This is a genomic window from Mycolicibacterium holsaticum DSM 44478 = JCM 12374, assembly GCF_019645835.1.
Taxonomy (GTDB): Bacteria; Actinomycetota; Actinomycetes; order Mycobacteriales; family Mycobacteriaceae; genus Mycobacterium; species Mycobacterium holsaticum.
On record NZ_CP080998.1, the window covers coordinates 5,249,497 to 5,270,386 of the forward strand.

Annotated in this window: 17 protein-coding genes; 9 read left to right on the top strand and 8 right to left on the bottom strand. The window is 64.0% G+C overall.

Annotated features, from left to right (window positions below; genetic code table 11):
- Positions 1 to 45 precede the first annotated feature (45 nt).
- Genes K3U96_RS25175 through K3U96_RS25190 form a run of 4 tightly spaced genes read left to right on the top strand, consistent with a single transcriptional unit; the run spans position 46 to position 4,392 of the window.
- Complete coding sequence (locus K3U96_RS25175) at positions 46 to 1,875, top strand: flavin-containing monooxygenase (protein ID WP_220691457.1); 1,830 nt, start codon at positions 46 to 48, stop codon at positions 1,873 to 1,875.
- Positions 1,876 to 1,917: 42 nt separating this feature from the next.
- Entirely contained in the window at positions 1,918 to 3,120 is a 1,203-nt protein-coding gene (locus K3U96_RS25180; RefSeq protein ID WP_220691458.1) for a thiolase C-terminal domain-containing protein, read from the top strand.
- Entirely contained in the window at positions 3,120 to 3,587 is a 468-nt protein-coding gene (locus K3U96_RS25185) for a Zn-ribbon domain-containing OB-fold protein (protein WP_220691459.1), read from the top strand. Before K3U96_RS25180 ends, K3U96_RS25185 begins: the two co-directional genes overlap by 1 nt.
- Positions 3,574 to 4,392, top strand: a complete 819-nt coding sequence (locus K3U96_RS25190; RefSeq protein ID WP_220691460.1) for a mycofactocin-coupled SDR family oxidoreductase — start codon at positions 3,574 to 3,576, stop codon at positions 4,390 to 4,392. Before K3U96_RS25185 ends, K3U96_RS25190 begins: the two co-directional genes overlap by 14 nt.
- Before the next feature lie 27 nt (positions 4,393 to 4,419).
- Here the strand turns inward: K3U96_RS25190 and K3U96_RS25195 are convergent, their stop codons facing one another.
- The 3 genes from K3U96_RS25195 to K3U96_RS25205 form a co-directional block, all read right to left on the bottom strand.
- Positions 4,420 to 5,178 carry a GntR family transcriptional regulator gene (locus tag K3U96_RS25195; protein WP_220691461.1) on the bottom strand — a complete coding sequence of 253 codons (759 nt, stop codon included), beginning with the start codon at positions 5,176 to 5,178 and terminating at the stop codon, positions 4,420 to 4,422.
- Positions 5,179 to 5,254: 76 nt separating this feature from the next.
- A complete protein-coding gene (locus K3U96_RS25200) occupies positions 5,255 to 6,454 on the bottom strand; it encodes a CaiB/BaiF CoA transferase family protein (RefSeq protein ID WP_220691462.1) in 1,200 nt (399 codons plus the stop codon).
- Positions 6,455 to 6,506: 52 nt separating this feature from the next.
- Complete coding sequence (locus K3U96_RS25205; protein ID WP_220691463.1) at positions 6,507 to 7,979, bottom strand: aldehyde dehydrogenase family protein; 1,473 nt, start codon at positions 7,977 to 7,979, stop codon at positions 6,507 to 6,509.
- Between the two features lie 402 nt (positions 7,980 to 8,381).
- Between K3U96_RS25205 and K3U96_RS25210 the strand changes: the two genes are divergently transcribed.
- The 4 genes from K3U96_RS25210 (at position 8,382) to K3U96_RS25225 (ending at position 12,012) form a co-directional block, all read left to right on the top strand.
- The gene (locus K3U96_RS25210; protein ID WP_220691464.1) at positions 8,382 to 9,527 is read left to right on the top strand and encodes an acyl-CoA dehydrogenase family protein; all 1,146 of its coding nucleotides are present in this window, start codon (positions 8,382 to 8,384) and stop codon (positions 9,525 to 9,527) included.
- 2 nt (positions 9,528 to 9,529) lie between these two features.
- On the top strand, positions 9,530 to 10,522 hold the full coding sequence (locus K3U96_RS25215; RefSeq protein WP_220691465.1) for an acyl-CoA dehydrogenase family protein: 993 nt from the start codon (positions 9,530 to 9,532) through the stop codon (positions 10,520 to 10,522).
- 34 nt (positions 10,523 to 10,556) lie between these two features.
- Positions 10,557 to 11,702 carry an acyl-CoA dehydrogenase family protein gene (locus K3U96_RS25220; RefSeq protein WP_220691466.1) on the top strand — a complete coding sequence of 382 codons (1,146 nt, stop codon included), beginning with the start codon at positions 10,557 to 10,559 and terminating at the stop codon, positions 11,700 to 11,702.
- Positions 11,703 to 11,850: 148 nt separating this feature from the next.
- Complete coding sequence (locus K3U96_RS25225; protein WP_165614199.1) at positions 11,851 to 12,012, top strand: hypothetical protein; 162 nt, start codon at positions 11,851 to 11,853, stop codon at positions 12,010 to 12,012.
- 40 nt (positions 12,013 to 12,052) lie between these two features.
- Here the strand turns inward: K3U96_RS25225 and K3U96_RS25230 are convergent, their stop codons facing one another.
- Entirely contained in the window at positions 12,053 to 12,538 is a 486-nt protein-coding gene (locus K3U96_RS25230; protein WP_069407772.1) for a flavin reductase family protein, read from the bottom strand.
- A 75-nt stretch (positions 12,539 to 12,613) separates the two neighbouring features.
- On the opposite strand from K3U96_RS25230, the gene K3U96_RS25235 reads away from it, so the two are divergent.
- Complete coding sequence (locus tag K3U96_RS25235) at positions 12,614 to 13,291, top strand: GAP family protein (protein ID WP_069407771.1); 678 nt, start codon at positions 12,614 to 12,616, stop codon at positions 13,289 to 13,291.
- Here the strand turns inward: K3U96_RS25235 and pe are convergent.
- The 4 genes from pe to K3U96_RS25255 are packed head-to-tail and all read right to left on the bottom strand — an operon-like array spanning position 13,238 to position 20,746.
- Positions 13,238 to 14,428: an acyltransferase PE gene (gene pe / locus K3U96_RS25240; protein WP_069407770.1), complete on the bottom strand. Its 1,191-nt coding sequence runs from the start codon at positions 14,426 to 14,428 to the stop codon at positions 13,238 to 13,240. The genes K3U96_RS25235 and pe overlap by 54 nt on opposite strands.
- Positions 14,429 to 14,475: 47 nt before the next feature.
- Positions 14,476 to 16,275, bottom strand: a complete 1,800-nt coding sequence (locus tag K3U96_RS25245) for an AMP-binding protein (protein ID WP_268928462.1) — start codon at positions 16,273 to 16,275, stop codon at positions 14,476 to 14,478.
- Between the two features lie 13 nt (positions 16,276 to 16,288).
- Complete coding sequence (locus tag K3U96_RS25250; protein ID WP_220691467.1) at positions 16,289 to 19,285, bottom strand: MMPL/RND family transporter; 2,997 nt, start codon at positions 19,283 to 19,285, stop codon at positions 16,289 to 16,291.
- Between the two features lie 39 nt (positions 19,286 to 19,324).
- Positions 19,325 to 20,746, bottom strand: a complete 1,422-nt coding sequence (locus K3U96_RS25255; RefSeq protein ID WP_069407674.1) for a condensation domain-containing protein — start codon at positions 20,744 to 20,746, stop codon at positions 19,325 to 19,327.
- Positions 20,747 to 20,890 lie beyond the last annotated feature (144 nt).

Here is a 20,890-nt window from a genome sequence, read left to right on the forward strand (position 1 = left end):
CCTGTCCGATTGCCCGAAACGTCATCCCTAGGAGGCATACACAGCATGGCCGACGCCCAGCACTTGGCACGAAAATACGCCGAGGAACGCGAGAAGCGAATCCGGGCGCATGGCGCCGGCCAATACATCGCAATCGATCTCGGCTCGGACGTGGAGGCTGACCCGTTCACCAAAATTCAGCCCCGAGAGCCGATTAAGAGGACGACGGAGGTCGCGGTCATAGGTGCCGGCTTCGCAGGTCTGCTCACCGCCGTGCACCTCGCAAAAGAGGGCATCGACGAGGTGACGGTCATCGACAAGGCCGCTGACTTCGGCGGCACCTGGTACTGGAACCGGTATCCGGGGATCGCGTGTGACACCGACTCGTATCTGTACATGCCGCTGCTGGAGGAGACGGGCTACGTGCCGTCGATGCGATACTCCCCCGGCGACGAGATATTCGACTACGCCAAGTCGATCGCCAAAAACTACAACCTCTACGAGAACGCAGTCTTCCAGGCACGCGTCCTAGATGTCGCCTGGCACGAGGAGACGTTGCGGTGGGCCGTGAGCACTGACCGGGGTGACGAGATTCGGGCTCGCTACATCGTGTTGGCGACCGGCGGAATCCTGCATCGCCCCAAACTTCCCGGCATTCCTGGCCTGAAGGATTTCAAGGGCCCGTGGTTCCATTCCAGCCGATGGGATTTCGGTGTCACCGGAGGTGACTCGCGAGGCAACCTGGACAAGCTCACGGATAAACGAGTCGCAATCATCGGCACCGGTCCAACCGCCCTGCAGGCGTTCCCACATGTGGCCAACAGCGCAAAAGCGACCTACCTGGTTCAACGCACACCGACGATCGTGTTGCCTCGTGATAATGCACCGACGGACGAAGAGTGGTTTGTCAACCAGCAACCGGGTTGGCAGGAAAGGCGTTGGGCGAACTTCGAGGCCCAGATGCTCGGCATCGCGGTCGAGGAAAAGATCGTCGAAGACGAGTGGACCCGGGTATGGGGCGTCCCACCACTGGAGACCCCCACCGACGGCACGACTCCAGACATGGACGCTTATCTGCGCAGAGTCGAAGAAAACGACATTGCACAGATGGAGCGGGTCAGAGCGCGCGTCGACGAAGTGGTCAAGGACCCCGTGCTGGCTGAGTCGCTCAAACCCTGGTATGCGACGCACTGCAAACGTCCGGGTTTCAACGACGAGTACCTGCAAGCTTTCAACAGGCCGAACGTGCATCTGCTCAATACGGACGGGCGAGGACCCGAGGCGATTACCGAGAACGGGATCGTGGTCGACGGAAAAGAGTACGAGGTCGATATCATCGTCTACGCCACCGGTTTTGAGGCGGTGGTTACACCGGACCGCTCTGGCGGCTTCGACGTCATCGGTTGCAACGGCGTGGCCCTCGCACAGGCCTGGAAGCAGCGGGTGCGATCCGTGCACGGCATCCAAACCCACGGCTTCCCAAACATGTACATCGTCGGCGGACTCCGGCAAACCGCAGTGACGGTGAACAATACGTATGCGTTCACCTACCAAGCCCGGCACATCGCCAAGACCATCAAGCAGCTTTACCAGGACCGGGTGGTCAAAATCGACATCTCCGAGTCTGCTGTCCAGGAGTGGTGTGACGTGATGGACGAGAAGGTCGGTCAGGTGTTCAACGCCGAGGCGGTCCAAGCTTGTACCCCGGGCTATTTCAACAACGAGGGCGATTTCGACGCTTCGACAGGAAACTTCGAACATGGCCGGCCGGTCTGGGTCGATGCCTACGGCGGCGGCACGTTCGAATACCAGGAGCTTCTTGCGAAGTGGCGCGAAGCAAAGGAATACGAGGGGAAAGCGACCATTGTGCGCGCCGACGAGTCCGATCAAGGTTAGGACCGCGCCGCTTTACGCGCCGGCGAACTCGGGAGTCGCCGGGTGAAGGACGACGGATTCAACCACCGGGACAGGTGCGCGATCACCGGTATCGGCGCTACCGAGTTCTCCAAGAGGTCTGGCCGTAGCGTCGCGGCTTTGGCCGCCGAGGCCGGTCTTGCCGCGATCGCTGACGCGGGGCTGACGTGCACAGACATCGATGGCGTCGTCCGATCCGACTACGACACCGTTCACCACAGCGATATCGGCCACTGGCTCGGTCTGGCCAACTTGACGTACTGGGGCGCCGCTGGCACGGGCGGCGCGTCACCTTGCGGCATGGTCGGCCAAGCGGTCGCCGCGATCCTCTCCGGACAGGCCAACAACGTACTGGTTTACCGTGCGCTCAATGGTAGGTCGGACTTGAGATTCGGTAAGGGCACCGCAATTCAGCGTGCCAAGGGAGTGCAGCGGGTGGGTGGTCGCGGCTCACTCGATGAATTTTTTCTACCCTATGGCCTGATGGCGCCGGGGCAGCTCTATGCGCTCTATGCTCGTCGCCACATGCTCGAATATGGGACCACCGCGGAAGATCTCGCGAGCATCGCTATGGTAGTACGCAGACGCGCCAACGCCAATCCGGCCGCCATGATGAGCAACCGGACCATGTCGATCACCGATTACCTCCAGTCGCGAATGATCTCCGAACCGCTCCGGCTATTCGACTACTGCCTCGAATCCGACGGGGCATGCGCAGTCGTGGTCACCACCGCAGAACGCGCCGCCGACTCACCACAGCCCACTGTCCTGGTTCGCGCGGTTACCCAGGGCACCGTTCCGGAAGTGCAGGGCGGCAAAGTGTTTCCCGCCTTGATGAGGCCTGATCTGTTGATGACCCCGTCCAGGTCCGCCGCCCGCGAACTTTATCGGCGGGCCGGTTTGGGTCCCGCCGAGGTGGACGTTGCCCAGTTTTACGACTGCTTCACGATCACGGTGCTCTTGCAGCTCGAAGACTATGGCTTCTGTGCGCCTGGCGAAGGCGGAGCTTTCGCGTCCAGCGGCGCCATCGACCTACCCGGCACCATCCCGATCAACACCGCAGGCGGCAATCTCTCGGAGGCTTATATCCATGGTATGAACCACATCCTCGAGGGCGTCCGGCAGCTGCGAGGCCACTCGACATCGCAAGTGCCTGGTGCGCAAACGTGCCTGGTGACCTCGGGTGCCCCGGTGATGACCAGTGCGATGATGCTGCGGGCGGGCTGATGTCGAACACAGCTCAACGGCCCCTACCGGTCGTCGATGACGAAGAAACCGGCGGGTTCTGGCAGGCTGCGGTCGAACATCGACTGGTCGTGCGCGCTTGCTTGCTCTGTGGCGCCAAACTTCACCTACCAAAGTCGTACTGCCATCATTGTGGGTCGTGGGAGGTCGGCTGGCAGGACGTGCGGCCTACCGGCTCAGTTTATTCCTGGACTGTTCTCCATCACACAATTCATGAGGCATTTCCAGCACCGTGCACCATCGTGCTGGTTCAGCTCGACGACGACCCGACGATCCGCTTCGTCGGCCAGTTGGCCGGTGTGGCTGAGTTGTCCGTGGGCATGCCGATGCGCGTGCGTTTCGAGGACATCGAACCGGGCGTGACCCTGCCACAGTGGGAACCTGCTCGGTCCGCGGAAGCAACTCCCGGGCACCAGAAGAAGGCGAGGAATCTCGATGGGAAAACTTGAGGGCAAGGTTGCGCTGATCACCGGGGCGGCCCGCGGGCAAGGTCGCGCACACGCGATACGGCTGGCCGAAGAGGGCGCCGACATCGTCGGCGTCGACATCTGTGAACAGATCGGAACCGTGTCCTATCCGATGCCGACCGCCGAGGATCTCGCCGAGACCGTTGCCCTCGTGGAGAAGCTCGGCCGACGCATGGAGTCCTTCGTTGTCGACGTCCGCGATGCGGCGGCGCTCAAGAATGCGGTCAACGATGGGGTGGCTGCGCTCGGCCGATTGGACATTGTGCTTGCCAACGCGGGCATCATGTTCCAAGGTCTCGGCGAGGGGCGCGATGACGAAGCGTTCCGGGACGCCATCGAGGTGATGCTCATCGGCGTGTGGAACACGATCCAGGCGGCGCTGCCGACGCTCGAGCGTCAAAAGCGTGGCGGATCCATAGTGATCACCAGCTCGGTGAACGGTTTGAAAGGAATGGTTGCAGGAACGAACGGCGGTAACTTCGGTTATGCGGCAGCCAAGCATGGAGTAGTCGGTTTGATGCGTATGTACGCTAACTACCTTGCACCGCAAAGTATCCGAGTTAACACGGTGCACCCTACCGGTGTCGACACCCCGATGCTTACCGGCTTCCACGAATCGGCCGCCGCCGCCGACCCTGCGCTTTCCGCTGGATTGGGTAACCCATTGCCCGTCTCGTTGATCGACGCCCGTGATGTCAGCAACGCGATCGCCTGGCTGGTGTCCGATGAAGCGCGCTATGTCACCGGCATCGCGCTGCCCGTCGACGCGGGAATGGTCAACAAGTGACCGAGAACCCGGCGATCGGTCTCGGCTTTAGTCTGTTGTGACTCTGGGCAAACCGGCCGCTCCCTCGATCAAGTCCGAGTCGAGCACAGTACGGATGTGCTGGCACGCGGCCATCTCTGCCAGATCGCCATTACCGCTTTGAATCGCGGCGACGATGGCGCGATGCTGCTTCGCAGCTGTGGTGAGCACTTCGGTCAGGCGGCCGCCGGTTGCCGACAGTTCGCCGAGGTAGGCGTGTAACGAAAGGCTCGTCATCCTGATCAAATCCAGTTGCTGACGCAACCGGCTATTGCCACACGATTCGGCGATGCGGACGTGGAAAGCCATGTGCGCCGAGAACCAGCGGGACGAGTCGAATGGCTGTGCTGCGTCGTCCATCTCGTTCAGAAGCGAGTCAAGCTCCACCGCGGTTTGATCGTCCAGGCCCGCACGTGCAAGGAGTCGGGCAGCCAAGCCGTCGAGCACCTCCCGTACTTCGTACAACCCTCGCAATTCGTGCTCAAGGCTGGCGAAGTGCACGACCTCGACGGTACGGTTGCCGTTCGACACGCGAACCAAACCCTCCCGTTCGAGAATCCGAAAGGCCTCACGCAACGGCGTGCGGCTGACTTGTAGCCGCTCCGCCCATTCATTCTGGAGCAGAACCGTTCCTGGCGCGATCGTGTGGTCGAGGATCATCTCTCGTAGCTGCGTCGTGATCCCGTCAACGAGCCGGCCACCGACAATGCGTTGTCTAGCCGCCGGCTTGCCCTTGTTTCGTGCGCTCGCACGCTCCCCCGCAGACACGGATCCAGGATACCCCGCTATTCAGGCAATACGCCTGTCCCTAAGTCTTTCGGTCCGGTTACCCGGGAGCGACCTCTCACAGGACGGTGCCCGACACCTTGTGTTCGATTATTTCGTCCTGGTTGAGTCCGAGTTCGAACAGAATTTCATCGGTATCGGCGCCGTGCCCGGGTGCGGCCCGCAGCGGATAGCGTGTCTCGCCGAACTGCCAAGGCGACGCGGCGACGGTTACTTTCTGGCCGTCGACGTCGAGGTCCGCCAGGTAGCGATTCGCCAGAACCTGCGGGTCCTGGCTCACCTCATACGTTGTCTGTACGACAGACCACGGACCACCCAGGCCGGCCAGCCGTTCGGTGACTTCAGCGAGATCGAATTGGGCGAAAGCCCCATCCAGAGCGGCGATGCATTCTCTGTTGTTCGCCGCGCGCGACGCCGAATCGACGAACCGAGCATCGGACGCAAGGCCTGGGACACCCAGGCATTCGCAGAGCCGGCCAAAATAGCGATCCGACTGAAACAACGACAGTTTGATGAACCGGCCGTCGCGGGTACGGTACGCCAACGACGCCGGATTGAAGTTCTCCTCACGGGGTGTTTTGCGGATTGGTTCACCACGCAGAGCGGACGCGATGATGGCCGGTGAGTTACCCCAAACGGCAACGCCCAGCAACGAGACATCAACCACCGGCGGCTCACCCGTGCGTGCCCGGTGAAACAGCCCGGCCGCGATGGCGCCGGCGACCGACGTGGACCCGGGTAGGTCACCGAGCGCCGGCGGCATCGGCGTCGGCTCCTCGGCCCCCGCCGGGGTCAGGTTGTCCGCCGCCCCACCGCGGGCCCAGAATGTCGTCCCATCGAAGCCGGGCATGTTGCGATCTTCGCCCACAGGGCCGTAACCAGTTCCCCTTACGTACACGACGTTCGGATTCATCACGCGGACGTCGTCGACCTCCAATCGGAGTCGTCTACGGCTGGCCGGTAGCAAGTTCGTCAGGAACACATCGGCGGTAGCGACGAGCCGGGTGAGTAGCCGATAGCCATCGGCCGTACCGACGTCGAGACCGAGGCTTCGCTTACCGCGGTTCGTCTGTTGCATGAGCGGCTCGAACGGCGCATCACCGACGCTCATATCCGCGATCACGAAGTTTCGCTGCGGGTCCGGCCGCTCGGGATGCTCGATCTTGACGACATCGGCCCCCCAGTCCGCCAAGATGGCTCCGGCCGCCGGAACGAACAGGTACGAGGCCAGCTCGACTACGCGCACCCCCTCGAACACCTTCATCGGTACGTGCCGATCGCCAGAACCGACGGCGAACGAAATTGCACCGTCATGACTTTGCGGTCGGGTAGCCGATGACCCGAGTATCGAGGAACTCTTCAAAACCGGCCATTCCCCACTCGCGGCCCAACCCACTCTGCTTCATTCCGCCAAACGGAGTGTCGCGGGCGAACCAGGTCGCTCCGTTGACATCCATCGTGCCTGTGCGGACCTGCTTGGCGACAGCAAGCGCACGCTCATCGGTCGCCGCATAAACCGCGCCCGACAGGCCGAATGGCGAATTGTTGGCAATAGCCACGGCTTCTTCCTCCGTGTCGTACGGAATCACCGCAAGCACCGGCCCAAACGTTTCCTCCTGAGCAATCGTCGAGTTCGGTTCCACGTCGGCAATCACGGTGGCCTCGACGAAGTAACCGGTCTCTGCACCCTCCGGTATCCCGCCTCCGGCGACGATACGACCCCCTTCGGCGCGAGCCTTCTCGATGTGCTGTAGGACCCGCTGCTGATTCGTGCGGCTGATCTGCGGTCCCATGTGCGTGTCGAAGTCGCGGGGGTTACCCCAAATCACCTGCGAGGCAATCTCTGCCGCCAGTTCCAGGCCGAGCTCGTACTTCACCCTGGGCAGTAGCAAGCGAGTCAGGTTCGTACATCCTTGCCCAGAATGCCGCGACATCCGTGGCACGTTGAACCGGACCACGGACTCGACGTCGGCATCGTCGAGCGCGATGGTGGCCGACTTTCCACCGAGTTCCAAGGCGACCTTCTTCACCCGTTCCGCTGCGGTCGCCATGATCTGCTTCCCGACCGCCGTGGAACCGGTGAAGCTGATCATCTCGACGCACGGGTGCGCCACCAGCGCCTCACTGACGTCGGTTTCCGAACTTGTGATGACGTTGAAGACGCCCGGCGGGATGTCGGTCTCCTCGACCACCAACTTGCCGACGAAATTAGCGGTCCACGGAGTGAGCGGTGAAGGCTTGACAACGACGGTATTGCCCGCCGCCAGTGCCGGTCCAACCTTGTAGCAGAGCTGTTGGATTGGGTAGTTGTATGGCGTGATCAGCGCCGTGACGCCCCACGGCTCCTTGATCAGCAAGCGCTCATTCGGCGACACCATCGCCGGGTGTGGCGGAAGGTTGCGCTCGAATGCGTAGTTTTCGGCCAGCTCCATCCAGTCTGTGAGTTCGTCGACTGGATCATCGAGCTGAAATTGCTTGGTCATGAAGATCGGGCAGCCCACCTCGGCAACGAGTATCTCGCGTAACTCCTCGAGGTGGCGCTGCATCGCCTCTCTAAGCTGGCCGATACAACGTGACCGGAACGCGTGGTCCTTGGACCACGAAGTGTTTTCAAACGCTTGGTGTGCCGCGATGGCCGCCGCGTCCACATCCTCGATTCCGGCGTCGGGGGTCTGCCCGATCTCGGTTTCGAAGTACGGATCGATGTTCGCAAAGGTCTTTCCAGAGCGAGCCGCCACCAGACGTCCGTCGATCAGAAGGTGGGGAACAAACTCCTCCGCCACGCTGGCCTCCTATGCCTCTGGCGGCGATGCCGCGATGCGCTGTATCCAGGATTCATCTGAATCTATATGCTTCCGCCGGTGAAGTCAACGCAGCGCCAGGTCATTCATTCAGCCTCCTGCCCCGCCTTCGGCCCACGTAACTTCGACTGGAACATCATGGGCGAAAAGGCTTTCCGGCAAGTTTAGGCCGGAACGGTTGGGCGGCAAGGTAGGGCAAGGAACCCTGAGGCATGTCCTTCCAGTTCACAATGCGTACGACCGCGGGAACCCGGATAGCGCCGGCCTGAGAACGACGCCGCCGCGCCACGTAGACGTTTGACACGGCCGAGTCGGAAAATCTAGGGTAACGCATCCTGGATACAGATGCCGCCGGCCAGTCCGGTGCGACTCGCGGGAGCCCGAATGGATCTGAAACCGACCGCCCAGCATGAAGCATTTCGTGGCGAAGTACGTGACTGGCTTGCCGCGAATAAGCCTGCACTGCCGCTGCCGTCGGGCGACACAATCGATGGCGCGCCTGCGCATCTCGCTTGGGAAAGAAAGCTTTACAACGCCCGACTGGCCGTCGTCAGCTGGCCCCAGCGATTCGGAGGCCGCGACCTGGACCTGTGGCACTGGTTGATCTTCGAGGAGGAGTACTACCGGGCGGGCCTGCCGCAACGCGTGGCGCAGAACGGGATCTTCCTGCTCGCGCCATCACTTTTGGAGTTCGGTACCAACGATCAACAAGAGCGCTTTCTCCGACGGATCGCGTCGGTTGCAGACATCTGGTGCCAGGGCTGGTCAGAACCCGATGCGGGCAGCGACCTTGCCTCCCTGCGGTCGCGCGCCTTGCGTGACGAAAAGGGTGGCGGTTGGCGTCTGGAAGGGCAGAAGTGCTGGACCACGCGGGCGGCAATCAGCACCCACATGTTCGGCATCTTTCGCACTGGCGAGCTGGCCCAACGCCACCACGGGCTCACCTACTTCCTGATCGATCTCGATCAACCGAGCGTAACTGTCCAACCGGTCAACAAGTTCGACGGAACAGAGGGGTTCGCTGATGTCTATTTCGACGGCGCCTTCGTTGCTGACTCCGATGTGCTTGGCGGGGTCGGCAACGGTTGGCAGGTCGCGATGGCGACCACCGGGTCAGAGCGCAGCCTGACGCTGCGGAGCCCTGGTCGATTTCTCGCGACTGCCGACAGGTTGATCGAACAGTTCCGCGCTGCACCGGAAACAGTACGTGCCGATGCGCGTCACCGGGCCGCCGTTGCGGACGCTTGGATGGGGGCGCAAGCCTACAAACTGGCGACGGACTGGGCGGTGACCCGGCTGCTGGACGGAGTTCCGCTGGGCGCAGAGGCCAGCCTGAGCAAGCTGTTCTGGTCTGAGTTGGATATCGAACTTCACCAAGCGGGATTGGTCTTGCAAGGCAGCGACGCTGACCTCGATGACCATTGGATCAAGGGGTTCCAGTTTGCCCTGTCCGGCCCGATCTACGCCGGCACCAACGAAATTCAGCGCAATATCGTCGCTGAACGACTGTTGGGGATACCGAGGCGATAACCATGTACTTCGCGTTTACCGCCGGCCAGATCCAGCTACGGGACGGTCTTCATGACCTTCTTGTAGACGCGTGCCCACCAACAGTGGTACGTAGCGCCTGGTCGGAATCGTCGAGTCCCGTTCGCGAGCTGTGGAAGCAGCTTGGCGCAATGGGGTTGCTCGGATTGCTCGCGCCAGCCGAGGTCGGCGGGATGAATGCATCCGAGGTCGAACTCGTGCTGTTACTGGAGGAATGCGGCAAGTTCGCGGTTCCGGGTCCGCTCGGCGAGCACATCGCGGCAGCCGTACCCGCGCTGGCGACCGGTGCAGCACCAGAAGCGAACGCCGCCGTCACTGGTGGCCTGGTGGTGGCGGTCCAGGAGCCGAACTCCGACCGCGTGCGCTGGATCACGACAGCGGATCTACTCGTCCACCCCGGCCGACACGCGCTGAAAGCGACCGCGCGTTCTGACCTAAACATCTCCCTAGAACGGCCGTCCGTCGATCATTCGATCACCTCGGGGATCGCCACCCCGATGCGGGCTCGTTCTCTGCTGGGGTCTGACGCTGTATTGGCCCAACGCCGGGCCACTTTGGCGGTGGCTGCTCAGCTACTCGGTCTGGCCGACACCATGATCACGATGACCGCCGAGTACGTGAAGGTGCGGTGCCAGTTCGGGGTTCCGGTGGGTACCCAACAGTCCGTCAAGCATTTGCTCGCGGCGACACTCGTCAGCCTCGAGCACGCACGGCCGGTCGTTTACCGCGCCGGATGGGTGATGGCCGCCAAGGCGGCTGATCCCGATCTTGCAATTAGCTTCGCGAAGATCTACGCAACCCGCGCAGCAGTTCAGGCGGCAAGGACCGCCCTGCAATGCCATGGCGCCATCGGCTACACCTGGGAACACGATCTGCACCTGTGGATGAAGAGGGTGTGGGCGCTGAGCACTGCGTGGGGAACCTCGGCCGCACACCAAAATGTCGTAGCTGCCGAAATACTCGGCGCCCTGGCCTGAACGCTCGACACCACCCACAGATTGGATCACCACTATGCGCACTTCGCTCTACGGCCAGGAACACGAGCAGTTCCGCGCCACCGTCCGCGCGTTCATCCAACGGGAGGCAGTGCCGAATGTAGCGAGGTGGGAGGACCAGCGCCGGGTCGACATCGACTTCTACCGCAAGGCAGGAGAACTCGGCATCCTCGGACTGCAAGTTCCCGAGGCATACGGAGGCGGTGGTCAGACCAGCTTCACCTACAACCTTGTCGTGGCCGAAGAGATGATTGCCGCGCACCTGGCGTTATCGCCGATTCGGGTCCACATTGATGTCGTCATTCCCTACTTCCTCAGCTATGCCGCGCCGCGCCAGAAGGACCGATGGTTGGGCAGCCTGGCAAGCGGGGACACTATGGCGTCCATCGCGATGTCCGAGCCGGAAGCAGGGTCCGACATAGGTGGTATCAAAACCACGGCGCGACGCGACGGCGAAAACTTTGTTATCAACGGTGCGAAGACGTTCATCACCGGCGGGATCAACGCCGGTCTGGTTATCGTCGTCGCGCGAACGTCGCTCTCTGAGGACCGCCGTAACGGCCTTTCGCTTTTCGTCGTACAGGACGGCACGCTCGGCTATACCAAGACACGCAATCTGAACAAGCTCGGAATGCACTACGCCGATACTGCGGAGCTGAGTTTCGCCGACGTGGTGGTGAATGCCGACGACATGTTGGGTGAAGAGGGTCGGGCATTCGAGTACCTGACAAGCAACCTCGCGCAGGAACGTATCAGCGTGGCGGCGGGTTCGGTGGCGATGGCCAAAACCGCGCTGCGTGACACCATCGAGTACGTCCGCCAACGCGAGGTTTTCGGCCGTCAACTCTCCCAGTTCCAGAACACCAAATTCGTGTTGGCGGCGGTATCGGCTGAAATCGAGGCCGCCGACTCGTTGCTCCAACGTGCGGTTGCCGAACTCGACGCGGGAGAACTGTCCGGAGCCGACGCGGCCAGGGTGAAGCTATTCTGCTCGGAGATGCAGGCGCGCGCGGTGGATAGCTGCCTGCAACTGTTCGGTGGATACGGCTACATGCTGGAATATCCGATTGCGAAGATGTACGCCGATGCGCGAGTAAGCCGAATCTATGGGGGCTCAAGCGAAATCATGAAGACCATCATTGCGAAGTCGATGGGCCTCTGATGGCACTCGATCGCTGCACCCTACCCGCAGCGAGCTCTGATCGCGACGCCGGCAGCGGATGGGCAGACGCTGCCTGACCGGCTTGATTACACCGCGTTAAGGGGTAGCCTCGGGGCAAAGCGGCCAATCAACGGCGAAAGGCAGCGCTATGCCCTTACGAGAGCGTCACAGCATCACCGAGATTCGCACGGCGATCCGCGAACTCAGCAGGCGGGCCACCCTGGCTCGCAAGCAGGGCCGCATCGCCGACGCCGAGGAGATCGACCAGCGGATCCAGTCCTACCGCGAGGAGCTCGCCACGCGGCCCTGAGCTCGCGGGACGGTTGGGCGAATCGGGCTCGCCGATCCGACTATGTGCCTAGGCGGCGAAATGTGCTGCGGTGAAACACGATCGGCGCCACGTCGGCGTGCACGATGATGTCGCTGACCCGCAGAATCACGATGGTGTGATCACCCGCGGGGATCAGCTGTTCGATCGAGCTCTCCAACCAGACGCTGGTCCCGTCGATGAAGACCGCACCGGACTCCCGCGACACGGTCTGCAGACCGGCGAACCGGTCTCCGGTCTTGGCGGCCAGCGTGCGCGCCGCCTCGTCATGCGACTCGCCCAGCACACTGATGCCCAGTGACGGCAGGTCTTTGAGCGTGGGCCAGGTGGTCGAGGTGTTCTGCACGCAGAACGACACCAGCGGCGGCTCCAGCGACACCGGGACGAACGTGCTTGCGGCGAGGCCCACCCGGGTGCCGTCGACCTCGGCGGCGATCGCGATGACGCCCGACGGAAAGTGCCCGAACGCTTCGCGCAGGGTGGATGGGCTGAGGTTGGTGGAACTCATCGGCACTATCTTCACATGCCGCCTGGCGACTGGCCACGCCCGGGCAGTCGCGTCGGGGGTAACCTGACGCTCGTCATGTGGATACCGCTCCTGGCGATGGCCATTGCCGTCAGCCTCGAGCCCTTCCGGATCGGCATGACGGTGCTGATGATCAACCGGCCCCGGCCGGTGCTGCAACTGGCCGCCTTCCTCACCGGTGGTTATGCGATGGGCACGACCGTGGGCGTGATCGTGCTGTTTCTGCTGCGGCCCGCCGTGGGGTCCGCCCATTTCACGCTGCCCCGGGTGCAGATCGCGGTCGGTGCGGTGGTGCTGGCCAACGCGGCGCTGGTCGCCACCGGTGTGCTGGGCGGTAGGCGCGACCCCGACGGGCCGATGGGCCTGTTCGACCGCGCGTTGGCGACGGTGACGAGCCGTGGCCGGCAACTGCTCAGCGGCCGATCGCTGTGGACGGCGGGTGTCGCGGGGCTGGGCATCGCGCTGCCTTCCGTCGACTATCTCGCGGCGCTCGCGCTCATCGCCGCCTCTGGTGCTGCGACGGCAGTGCAGTTCGGCGCGCTGCTGCTGTTCAACCTGGTGGCGTTCACGCTCGTGGAGATCCCGCTGGTGTGCTACCTGGTGGCCCCGGACCGCACCCGCGCGACGCTGCAGGCGCTGTACGACTGGGTGCGGGCGCAGGGCCGGCGCGGGGTGGCGGTGCTACTGGCCGTGGTCGGATGCGTGCTGCTCGGGGTGGGTTGGGCCGGGTTGTGAGCCGGGCTGGGGCTGGTTGTTCAGCACGTACTGAAGTCCGGACAGCAGCTGCGACAGCGGATCTGCCGCGCCGCCGAACGCCGCCTGAGTGGCCGGTGCGGTGACCTCTGCGGGGTCGTAGCCGTTGACCGGGTCGACGGTGATCGGAGCCGTCAACGGATTGTCGTTGCGGGAATAGCCCGCGTCCACGTAGGGCTTGAGCACCGCGTCGAGCTTGATCAGCGTTTCCTGCGGCACCCCGAGGTACTTGAACGGCATCACCAGCGGCAGATGCTCCTCGGGGATCATGAACGTCGTCGTTTTCGCGCCCCTGGAGTTGACGGTGGTCCGGATGTTTTGCGGCGGCACCATGCTCGGTTTGGTGAACGCGACCGCGGTGTGCCCGGTGGCGAGGCCGACGATCGCGTTGGCGACCGAAATCCAGTTGTCCGGTCGGTCCGGCCAGTCGGCGATGCTGTCGTAGGCCGAGACGAACTGATACGTGTCGTACTGGCTTTCCACCGGCGGCGGTACCCGGTAGTCCAGTGAGGGCACGACGCTGCCGACCGGGAACATCTGGGTCAGGAAACTCTCGCCGAACGCGTGCCGGGCCACCGGGTCCCCGTACATCGCGAAGCTCAACTGGTCCGGTGGCGGCGCGGCCGGGTCGTAGGCGAGCTTCGCCTGCACGTCGTTGAGCACCATCGCGCCCTCCGACAAGCCGATCACGGTGCCTTGTCCGCCCGCCCGGACGGCGTTGATGACGTTGGGAGTGCCGACGTCGACTGATTCACCGACGCTCGGACCGTCGATGCCCAGGCCGGGAAAGGAGTCATCCAGTCGGCTGATGCCGGGAAAGAGGCGTTCCAGGGTGTGCCCCTGGACCTGCCCGGCGGGATAGTCGACGATCTGCCGGTCCAGTTCGGGGAACCAGTCGGCGCCGGTGCGCATGATGTATTCGTCGTAGGGAATGCCCAGCACGTGGGCGCCGCCCAGCGCGTACGCCCGGCCCGGGGTGCCCAACGCCGGCGGGGCGTCAGAGGATGTCGGGCCAGGCGGCGGGGCAGGCGCTTCGTCGGCCGACGCGACACCGAAACCGAAACAGCCTGTGGCGCCGAAAGTTATCAGCGCGGTGCCGTATGCGAGACGTCGCTTCATGCCCTTCGCAGACCTCCCCGCGCTACTCGGGTGCACGCTACCGAACCCTACTCCGCGCCGCCGTCGCCGAACCCGTTTGCCGCGTCCAGTCGCGCGAACCCGTTCTGCTGATACTGCTCGACGCATGCGGTGCGCCGCACCTTGCCGCTCGTCGTGGTGGGAATCGAACCGGCCGGGACCAGCACGAGATCTTCCACGCTCAGGCCGTGGGTGTTGGATATCGCCGCGGTGACATCGCCTTTGACCGCACTGAAGCGGCGCATCGCGTCCTCGCCGGGCGTGGTTGGCATCTTGAGTTCGATGATGGTGACCAGTTTCTCGGTGCCGTTCACCGGAACCGCGATCGCCGCGACCCGACCGCGGGTGACCTCGTGCACCGTTGCCTCGATGTCTTCGGGATAGTGGTTGCGTCCCCGCACGATCAACAGATCCTTGATCCGCCCGACGATGAACAGCTGTCCCTCGTAGATGAAGCCGAGGTCGCCGGTTCGCAACCACGGCCCGTGCGGTGTCCCAGCTGAGGGCTCGACAAGCGTTGCGCCGAAGCTGGTCTGCGCCTCGGCCGGCTTGCGCCAGTATCCCTGCGAGACGTTCTCGCCGTGCAGCCAGATTTCGCCGATCTCGTCCTGGGCGCATTCGCGGTGCGTCTCACCGTCGACGATGCGCAGCGTCGGGGACTGCGGCACCCGGTAGGCGACGAGCGCCGTGCCGCTGCCTGCCACGGCGGTTCGCACCCGCCCTGCGCCGAGTTCTGCGGTATCGAACTGCCCGGCCGGCGAGGACTCGTTCCAGGTCCCCGCCGCCACGAAGACCGTCGCCTCGGCCAACCCATACGCCGGGCGCATCATGTGGTCGCGCACATTGAAGTGCGCGAACCGGTCGACGAAGCGGTGCAGCGTGGCCGGTTCGACGCGTTCGGCGCCGCTGGCGATGCCCGTCATCGCGCCGAGGTCGAGCCCGTCCAGATCCTCGTCGGTTGTCCTGCGGGCGGCCAAGTCGAACGCGAAGTTCGGGGCCGAGGAGAACGCGTGGATGTTCTCGGCCAGCGCCCGCATCCACCGGGCCGGCCTCTCCAGGAACGCCGCAGGGCTCATCAGCACGGCGCGACGGCCGGTCATGATGGGTGCGCAGATCCCGAGCATCAAACCCATGTCGTGGTAGAACGGCAGCCACGAGACAAGCGCGGCGTCCGGCGGGAGCGGGGATTGGGCGAAAAAGCCCCGCATCAGCTGCTCGAAATTCACCGTGAGGTTGCGGTGCGAAATCATCACCCCGGCCGGCACCCGGGTCGACCCCGAGCTGTACTGCAGGTACGCGATGCTCGGCCACTGCGCGGGCGTAAACCCGGGCCCGGCGGCGGTGTCGAGGGTGTCCAGGTTCAACGAATCGACCTCGACGATCGTCGGCGTCTTGTCCGAACCCGGGACGGCGACGAGCTCGCCGACACCGTCGGCGGCCGCCGACGTCGTGAGCGCAACCGCGGGCGCTGTATCGGCAAGGACCGCGGTCACCCGGTCGTGGCCGGCCCCCGGATGCGGCAACGGAAGCGGCACCGCCACGAGCCCGGCCTGCATGGCTCCCAAGAAGCCCACGACATAGTCCAGGCCCTGCGGGGCCAGTATCACCGCTCGGTCACCGGGTGAACCGTGCCGCTGGAGCTCGCGGGCCAGGTTCATGGTGCGACGCGCCAGCTGGGACCACGTCAAGCTCTCGGCGCGGCCGGCCGGGTCGCGGCTGTAATCGGTGAACGTGAACCCGATGTCGTCGGGACGCATGCTGGCCCGACCGTGCAGTATCGACAGGATCGACGACTCAGACGTTGTCGACTCAGACGTTGTTGTTGTCACCCTCGTGTCCGTATCAGCTCGTCGAGCTCGGTTGGAGATGCTCGGTCTGGCGCGGCCCGACCCGCGACGGCCACCAGTTCGCGCGCCCGACCAGAGTCGCGATGGCGGGAACCGTGATGGTGCGCACCACGAAGGTATCCAACAGGATCCCGACGCCGATCACGAAACCGCCTTGCACCACTATGCCGATGCTGGAGAACAGCAGACCGGCCATCGATGCGGCGAAGATCAAACCCGCCGCGGTGATCACACCGCCCGTGGAACCCAGCGTCCGGATGACGCCGAACCGCACGCTGTGCGGTGATTCGTCGCGCAGCCGTGACACGAACAGCATGTTGTAGTCGGCGCCGACGGCCACCAGCACCACGAAAGCCAATGGCGGGACACTCCAATGCAATTCCTGCCCCAACACGACTTGGAACGTCAGCACGCCGATGCCGATCGCCGCGAAGTAGGAGACCACGACGGAACCGACGAGGTACAGCGGGGCGATCATCGCGCGCAGCAACACCATCAACGTCAACATGACCACGATGAGGGTCGCGGCGATGATGAACCGGATGTCCTGTTGGTAGTAGTCACGGGTGTCGCGCAGCGCGACGGGAAAACCACCCATCGATATCGTGGCGTCGGCCAGCATGGTGTTGGGCTGCGCGCCGGTGGCGACGTCGTGGATCTCGTTGACCTGATCCATCGCCTCGGGGGTGTACGGGTTGAGCTCGGTTTGGATCAGGTACTGCACCGAGCGGCCATCGGGTGAGATGTAGGCCTTGGCGGCGTCCTGGAAGTTCGGCAGGTTCAGCACCTCGGCCGGGATGTTGAACCCGGCCTGGGCCGGGTCGGCGGCGTTGTTGCGCAGCGTGAGCAGAAACGTCGACGCCTCGTTGAGCCCGGCCGCGATCACCTTGACCTGCTTGACGAGTTCGTCGACCCCACCCGCGACTTCCCGGCTTCCAGTGGCGAGCCGGTTGGCGCCCCGCTGCAGTTCGGTCAGCCCGGCTTCGGCGCCGCCGGGCTGGTCCAGCCCGATGGCGTTGACCGCCTTGGCGACGTTGGCCATCGCGGCGTTGAGCTTGTTGACCGCCTCGTTGAGGGTTTTTCTGTCGTCGACATCCTGCAACTGATGCGCCAGGGTGTTGATCTCGTCGAGACCGCCGTCTTCACGCGCAGCGACGAGCCGCTCAAACTGCATGCGGGTGTCTCGGCAGGACGGGTTCGCGTCGCAGATCGCGTTGCCCTGCAGCGCGGCCAGAACCGGACCGATCCAGGCGAACATGTCCTTGACGGCGGCGAAGTTGAAGCCCATGGAGTTGCCGAGCGCGTTGACGCTGGCGACGAGCTTGGCCGCGATCTCCACGTCGCGCACCAACCGGTCGCCGCCGTATTCGGTGCGCACCGCGGAGAACGTCGTGATCAGGTCCTGGAGGCTGGGCGCGATCGCGTTGATCTGACCGCGGACGTCGGCGAGGCTGTCGGCCAGCGTGTTGGCCCCGTTCGTCAGTCGATTGAAGTCCCCTGCGCGTTCGCTGATCTGATCGGAGCCGTCGGCCAGCCGGTCACCGACGAGGCCCGCCTGGTAGGTGGCCCGAAATTCGGCGGGCACCTCACCGAGGGGCCGGGTGATGCCGCTGACCAGCCCGACGCCCGGTATCTGCGCGATGCGCGACGCCATCTGCTCCAGGTCCGCCAGCGCCCGCGGTGTGCGCAGGTCATGCGGCGACTGGACCAGAACGTATTCGGGAACGGACTGGCTGACCGGGAAGTGGCGTTCCAGCGCGGCATACCCGACCGAACTCGACGCCGAGGCGGGGAGCACCTTGCGGTCGTCGTAGTTGTATCGGGCCATCACCGAGATGCCGCCCAGAAGGGCCAACACGAGCACGCTGACGACCAGGTGGGTCACCGGCCGGCGCACGATCCGGATGCCCGAACGCCTCCAGAACCGGGCAGTCAGTTCGCGTCGCGGCTGAATCCAGCCGCGCGGTCCGGCGAGCACCAGGATCGCCGGCAGCAGCGTCACCGCGGCCAGGAACGCGACACCGATCCCGATCGACGCCGACGCGCCGACGGTCTTGAACACCCCCATCTGCGCGAAGTTCAACAGCAAGAACGTGAGCCCCACCGTGGCGGCCGATGCGGCGATCACCTTGCCGATCGAGCTCATCGCCGCCTTGACGGCGTGGTCGTAATCGTCGCCCGATCGCAGATAGTCGTGGTAGCGGCTGATGAGAAACACCGCGTAATCCGTTCCGGCCCCGGCCATGATCGCGCTCAGAAACACGATCGACTGGTTGGAGACGCCCGCGCCGGTCAGTTCCGACAGCCCCGCCACCACGGACTGTGCGATCAGCAGCGACGACCCGATCGTCACCAGCGGCAGCAGCATCGTCACCACGTTGCGGTACACCACCAACAACACCCCGAGCACCAACACGGCGATGGCGATCTCGATCGGCAGGCGGTCCTGTTCCCCCGCGACGGTGAGGTCCGCGACGGTGGCGGCCGGGCCGGTGAGGTGCACAGCGAGCGGACCGTCGGGAATTTCGTGCCGGACGATCTCGGCGACCCGGTTGAACGATTCGAAGGCCCGCGGGGTGCCCAACTCGCCCTCGAGGCCCACCGGCAGCACCCAGGTCGACTTGTCGTCGCTGGTCAGGAACGGCCGCAGTTGCGGGGTGCTGACGAAGTCCTGCACGGACACCACGTCGGTGATGTCGTCGCGCAGCGCGTCCACCACGTCGCGGTAGGTGGCTTCGTCGGCGGGTGTGAGCCCGGTTTCGTTGATGAACGCGATGACCAGGAGGTTGTCCGAACCCGGCTCGGGAAAGGCCTCGGCCATCTTCGCGGCCGTGACGCTGGACGGCGCATCGCTGGGCAGGATGCTGAGCGGATGCTTCTGCGCCATCTCACCCAGCGACGGGAACGTCAGCGGGAGCGCGATCGCCATGGCGACCCAGACCCCGATCACCGCCCAGGGCCACCGCACCACCAGGGCCGCTAGCCGCTGCATAACGCCCTCACCACCGCACGGCCACCGAGTCGATCCACGCTATGCGACACGCCCCCAGTGCCCGCGGTCGGCGACCAGTTCGCACACCGACCTCATTGTCGCCATATACCGTGCGATCGATTTCTCGGCGACCGCATTGGCGGGATGCATGATGGCCATGACTGTGCCCTCGCCATAACGAAATATGTAAATGGTGAGCTGGTATGAGAACCGGTCATCCGAATAGACCCCGATATTGTCCGCAAGACCCATATCGGCGGCCGCCAGAACCGCGTTGAGCGGGGCGGCGCCGGCGTGGAAAAAATTGGAAACGGGGAAATTCGGCTGCGGCCAACTCAGCCACGGCGCCAACTCCAGAACGCGGTAGTACGGCACCTTTGCCATATTCAGGTTCGAGTCGAAGGAATTCTGTGCGGTCCAGGCGGCATCGCCGAATGACGCGGCGCCTATCGGCACGGTGATCGGAATCAGGCCGGTGAACCAGCCTTGGGTCATGAAGTTATCCGTGGCTGAGCGGGAGTCGCGCGGGGTGAGCCCGTAATAGGTCAGCGCACCGGTCAGCTCGTGCTCGACCTGGGCCAGGCAGGCGAACAAGCCTCCGACGAAGCGCGCACCGGCGGTCGCGCAAGCCGCTTCGAAACGTTCGGTCTGGGCGGGGTTCATCAGGACTTCTGTGGTGATGTCGCTGCTCGTCGTCTCCAGCGGATTACCAAGCGGCAGCGGGAATTCAGGAAAGCCACCACCATTGGCGTCGGCGAAATCAATCCACGCCCGGACTTCGGGCGAATCCACGGTCATCGGCGAAGTACGTTCGCGTTCACGCAGGCAGAACTCGTCATAGCTGCCCGCGTCGGGAAGGGTGAGGGCCGCACCGCCGCCGCTGAATGCCGAATACATTCCGTTGGCTTCAAGCATTGTGGTGCCGATCAATGTCGCATCCCCGTGGACGTGATCCATGGCGGCGAAAAAGGTGAAGTGGTCCTCGTTCTGGACGATTCCGAAAGTAAAGCAGCCCCACTCCAATGGCGTCGGTATGTCCACCACATGTGCGCGTATCTCGTCGACCGTCAGTGCGCCGTGGTGAACCGGCACGAATTCGATGTCGGCCGGATCTTGGATGGAGTGGCGGATGAACTCACCGTCACCGGCGGGTGCGAACCAGCTGCGGAAGGTGTCGTGGCGGCGCAGGTATGCGTTGACGGCCTGATCCATCGCCGCGATATCGCACTGCCCGGTCACGTCGCAGCTGGTGATCATCTGACGGGAGAAATTCAGCCCGGCGGCGGTGCGTTCGTAGTAGTTGCGCAGATGCTGGCCCTGCATGTAGCTGACCGGCGCCGAACTTTGCGGCGCGCTGCGGGCCTTTTCGACGGCCGCGGGGGTCGGATGCCAGGAGGTGAGCAGGCCCGGTTTCAGCGTCCAATCATCCAGTGCGCCAACCGTGATTTTGCCGATCTGCAAACTCGGCCCCCAATCCATACTGCTTCTGCCGATTGCCTATCCGGCATCAGGTCATTGCCGCATCAACATACTTCCGTAGCCGCCCGGCGCCTACCGAATCTCGGTTCGTAGCGGATCCAAGCATGCCGCACGCGGTCATGCCAT

Bases quoted from the DNA above. Each gene is read 5' to 3' on its own strand.
- K3U96_RS25215 (WP_220691465.1), top strand. From the start codon at position 9,530: ATGTACTTCGCGTTTACCGCCGGCCAGATCCAGCTACGGGACGGTCTT.
- K3U96_RS25190 (WP_220691460.1), top strand. From the start codon at position 3,574: ATGGGAAAACTTGAGGGCAAGGTTGCGCTGATCACCGGGGCGGCCCGC.
- pe (WP_069407770.1), bottom strand. From the start codon at position 14,428: ATGAAGCGACGTCTCGCATACGGCACCGCGCTGATAACTTTCGGCGCC.
- K3U96_RS25230 (WP_069407772.1), bottom strand. From the start codon at position 12,538: ATGAGTTCCACCAACCTCAGCCCATCCACCCTGCGCGAAGCGTTCGGG.
- K3U96_RS25235 (WP_069407771.1), top strand. From the start codon at position 12,614: ATGTGGATACCGCTCCTGGCGATGGCCATTGCCGTCAGCCTCGAGCCC.
- K3U96_RS25225 (WP_165614199.1), top strand. From the start codon at position 11,851: ATGCCCTTACGAGAGCGTCACAGCATCACCGAGATTCGCACGGCGATC.
- K3U96_RS25220 (WP_220691466.1), top strand. From the start codon at position 10,557: ATGCGCACTTCGCTCTACGGCCAGGAACACGAGCAGTTCCGCGCCACC.
- K3U96_RS25210 (WP_220691464.1), top strand. From the start codon at position 8,382: ATGGATCTGAAACCGACCGCCCAGCATGAAGCATTTCGTGGCGAAGTA.
- K3U96_RS25185 (WP_220691459.1), top strand. From the start codon at position 3,120: ATGTCGAACACAGCTCAACGGCCCCTACCGGTCGTCGATGACGAAGAA.
- K3U96_RS25250 (WP_220691467.1), bottom strand. From the start codon at position 19,285: ATGCAGCGGCTAGCGGCCCTGGTGGTGCGGTGGCCCTGGGCGGTGATC.
- K3U96_RS25175 (WP_220691457.1), top strand. From the start codon at position 46: ATGGCCGACGCCCAGCACTTGGCACGAAAATACGCCGAGGAACGCGAG.